Raw genomic sequence first — 3,493 nt, forward strand, 5'->3', positions numbered from 1 at the left:
TATACGAAACCCCAGATCGCCAAAGCGGTCTGGGGTTTCTTCTTTGTGCGCCGGAAAACAACGCTTCGCGTAGGGTGCGCTGCGCGCACCGCTCAGGGTGCAGTCATCTCGGTGCGCGCGGCGCACCCTACGGGGCTGGCGGCGCTTTGATCAATAAAAGGCCGCTTTGAAGTTGGTCTTGTCGCTGTTGGTTTTGGTTGCTGGCTTTTGCAGGGGGATCTTGCACTATGACCGTTATCTTTCCTCGTCTGCAGCTTCCTTCTGCTCCCCGTTTTCTATGCAAGCTGAAGCCTCGTCGTTATCATGCCAGCCTTGTTCTTAGCGGGGCCTGGCATGCTGGAATTGTTGAAACTTCTACAGGACGGTCGATTCCATTCCGGTGAAGCCCTGGGGGCGAAGCTTGGGATAAGTCGCAGCGCCATCTGGAAGCAACTGCAAGGCCTGGAGGCCGAACTGGGGATCGAGGTGTTCAAGGTCCCAGGTCGAGGCTATCGGCTGTCTTCGCCCATAAGCTTGCTCGATGCAGAGCAAATATCCCGTGGTGCTGATGGCTTGGAGTGGCCAGTCACAGTCGAGCCCAGTGTGGACTCCACGAATGCCGAGATATTCCGCCGCCTCGACGCTGGAGCGCGTGCGCCTTTCGTTCTGCTTGCTGAGCGCCAGACTGCTGGGCGTGGTCGGCGGGGGCGCGTTTGGGCCAGTCCTTTTGCCGAGAACCTTTATTGCAGTATCGCTCTGCGTGTAGACGGTGGCATGAGTCAGGTGGAAGCCTTGAGTCTGACTGTGGGGCTTGCTGTCGCTAAGGCCCTGCAATCCTGTGGCATCGACGGCGTGCGCCTCAAATGGCCGAATGATGTTCTGGTCGATGGTCGCAAGATATCCGGGATTCTCCTGGAGCTGGCCGGGGATCCGGCAGATGTCTGTCATGTTGTGATCGGCATTGGTATCAACGTCAATATGGCGGTCGATGCGCCCGCTGTTATCGATCAGCCCTGGACCTCGGTGCGTCAGTGCCTTGGGCGGATGCTCGACCGTAATGAGTTGGCCGCCGAGTTGTTGCTGCAGCTTCGAGATTGCCTTTCCATTCATTGGCAGCGCGGGTTTGCCGGTTTACGCGCGGAGTGGGAAGCGTTGCATGCATGGCGCGGACGCCCTGTGGCGTTGACGGCAGGAAATAATGCGACTCTGGGTATCGTGCTTGGGGTTGATGAGCGAGGCGCTATCAGGCTGAGCGTAGATGGCGTCGATCGCTCCTTCAGTGGGGGTGAGTTGAGCCTGAGGTTGCAACATGATTCTTGAGCTCGACTGCGGTAATAGCTTTATCAAGTGGCGGGTGATCTCTGTGGATGGGGCGCAGCGCCTCCTTGCTGGCGTGGTCGACTCCGATGCCGCGCTCTTCGACTCGTTGGCTGCTGCGCCTGGGTTGCGGGTAAGTCGCTGTCGCCTGGTCAGTGTGCGTAGCGATGCCGAGACTGAACAGTTGGTTGCGCGTCTGCGTGAGTCCTTGGGTGTGGATGCGGTTTGTGCTCAATCTGCCAGTCAGGTCGGGGCGGTGCATAACGGTTACGAAGACTTCCGGCGTCTTGGTCTGGATCGTTGGCTGGCTGTGCTGGGTGCCTATCACCTGGGGCAGCGCGCTTGCCTGGTGGTGGACCTCGGGACTGCTGTGACTGCCGATTTCGTTTCTGCCGCAGGTATGCACCTGGGCGGCTTCATTTGCCCGGGGTTGCCGCTCATGCGTGATCAATTGAGTACGCACACTCGGCGTATTCGTTATGACCGTCAGGTGGCTCTCGCCGCATTGCAGGAGCTTGAGCCAGGGCGCTCCACGGCTGAGGCTGTCGAGCGCGGGTGCGTATTGATGTTGCGCGGTTTTGTTGCCGAGCAGTTGCTGCAAGCGCAGGCTCGTTTTCCTGAGGGCTTCGAGGTCTTTCTGACTGGAGGTGATGCGGGTCTGGTGCGAGATGTGGTCTCGGGAGCGCAGGTTGTTCCTGATCTGGTATTTGTCGGACTGGCTATCGCCTGTCCCTTGAGTTGAGGCGAGCATGCGCTGGATTCTGCTATTGCTTCTGCTGCTTAACGCCTTCTATTACGTCTGGCATCAGCAGCAGGCCCCCTTGCGTGCCAAAGAGGTGGCCCCGGCAGGTGCTTATCAGGCGGCGCGTAAAGATATCCGGTTGTTGAGTGAGGCGGATGCGCCTCGCTCGCGTGGGGATTCGCCGGCGGCGGCTGATGCGGCTTCTCCTGAGGCGGCTGTTTGCCTTTATCTCGGGAGTTTCGAGGAGGAGGCGAGGGCTAGGGTCGTGGAGCAGCGTCTACTGAGCTTGGACATACAGGCTGAAGTGCGCGGTGTCGATGCGGCGGCAGGTGTCGAGTATTGGGTTTATCTGCCGCCTCTGGCTTCCCGGCAGGCCTCGCTGAGGCAGTTGCGTGAACTGCAGGCTCGGCGCATCGATAGCTACATCATTACTCAGGGCGATCTGGCGAATGGCATATCGCTCGGCATATTCCCTCGCAGTGACTCAGCCGATAGCGTCATGCAGCGTTTGCGTGACGTGGGTTACGAGCCGCAGATTCGCGAGCTCTCGCGTGCGCATCGCAGTTTCTGGGTGCGTGTGGCTCCAGAAAGTCGGCGTTTGGCTGACGAATTTTTGCTTGGGCGGCTCGCGGGTGACTTCGAAGGTTTGCAGCATCAATTAATGCCTTGTGAAGGCGTTGCATTGCTCCAGTAGTTTGCATAGAATGGCGCCCGCTTCGCAGGGTGGTCAAAGTTGGTTCCCGACGAAGATGTTGTCAAAGTAGCTAACCTCAAGATTTTAATGAGAAAAAGCTTGACAGCAGGGTGGCAGATCTAGAAAATGCCGCCTCACTTTGGAGGGGTTCCCGAGCGGCCAAAGGGATCAGACTGTAAATCTGACGTCATCGACTTCGAAGGTTCGAATCCTTCCCCCTCCACCAGATTCAGCGTGAGCTGCAAGCTCCGCGGGTATAGTTCAGTGGTAGAACCTCAGCCTTCCAAGCTGATGATGCGGGTTCGATTCCCGCTACCCGCTCCAGTTTGTGGTTGGCGCAACAGAGTTTGGCTCATGTAGCTCAGCTGGTAGAGCACACCCTTGGTAAGGGTGAGGTCAGCGGTTCAAATCCGCTCATGAGCTCCATCTAATGAAGGCAGATATGAAAGTATCTGCCTTTGTTTTAATGGCGGCATGGCTTGCTCAATTCTTCGCTAGGAGACGGTCAAGATGGCTAAAGAGAAATTCGAACGTAACAAACCGCACGTCAACGTCGGCACCATCGGTCACGTTGACCACGGTAAAACCACTCTGACCGCTGCTCTGACCCGCGTCTGCTCCGAAGTTTTCGGTTCGGCCAAGGTTGACTTCGACAAGATCGATAGCGCTCCGGAAGAGAAGGCTCGTGGTATCACCATCAACACTGCACACGTGGAGTACGATTCGTCCGTACGTCACTACGCGCACGTTGACTGCCCGGG

General features: G+C 57.8%; 4 protein-coding genes and 3 tRNA genes. All 7 read left to right on the top strand.

Translation table 11 applies throughout. From position 1 onward, the window contains the following. The first annotated feature begins 333 nt into the window (after positions 1–333). Positions 334–1,299 (top strand): bifunctional biotin--[acetyl-CoA-carboxylase] ligase/biotin operon repressor BirA, encoded by a 966-nt coding sequence (birA, locus tag INS93_RS24495; RefSeq protein WP_192985847.1) that lies wholly within the window; start codon positions 334–336, stop codon positions 1,297–1,299. Further along, positions 1,289–2,038, top strand: coding sequence for a pantothenate kinase (locus INS93_RS24500; protein ID WP_192985848.1), 750 nt, complete (start codon positions 1,289–1,291; stop codon positions 2,036–2,038). Before birA ends, INS93_RS24500 begins: the two co-directional genes overlap by 11 nt. A 7-nt stretch (positions 2,039–2,045) precedes the next feature. After that, positions 2,046–2,732, top strand: a complete 687-nt coding sequence (locus INS93_RS24505) for an SPOR domain-containing protein (protein WP_192985849.1) — start codon at positions 2,046–2,048, stop codon at positions 2,730–2,732. Positions 2,733–2,873: 141 nt separating this feature from the next. Beyond that, positions 2,874–2,958 (top strand) — tRNA-Tyr (locus tag INS93_RS24510). A 24-nt stretch (positions 2,959–2,982) separates the two neighbouring features. Beyond that, positions 2,983–3,056, top strand: a tRNA-Gly gene (locus INS93_RS24515). Positions 3,057–3,082: 26 nt separating this feature from the next. Further along, positions 3,083–3,158: transfer RNA gene (locus tag INS93_RS24520), tRNA-Thr, on the top strand. Between the two features lie 84 nt (positions 3,159–3,242). Then, positions 3,243–3,493 (top strand): GTP-binding protein (locus tag INS93_RS24525; protein ID WP_264294434.1); only part of this gene is annotated, 251 nt, incomplete at its 3' end.

It is taken from the genome of Pseudomonas sp. EggHat1 (assembly GCF_014892995.1).
Lineage (GTDB): Bacteria > Pseudomonadota > Gammaproteobacteria > Pseudomonadales > Pseudomonadaceae > Aquipseudomonas > Aquipseudomonas chaetocerotis.

Coding starts and splice junctions, on each gene's coding strand:
- INS93_RS24500 (WP_192985848.1), top strand. CDS start 1,289: ATGATTCTTGAGCTCGACTGCGGTAATAGCTTTATCAAGTGGCGGGTG.
- birA (WP_192985847.1), top strand. CDS start 334: ATGCTGGAATTGTTGAAACTTCTACAGGACGGTCGATTCCATTCCGGT.
- INS93_RS24505 (WP_192985849.1), top strand. CDS start 2,046: ATGCGCTGGATTCTGCTATTGCTTCTGCTGCTTAACGCCTTCTATTAC.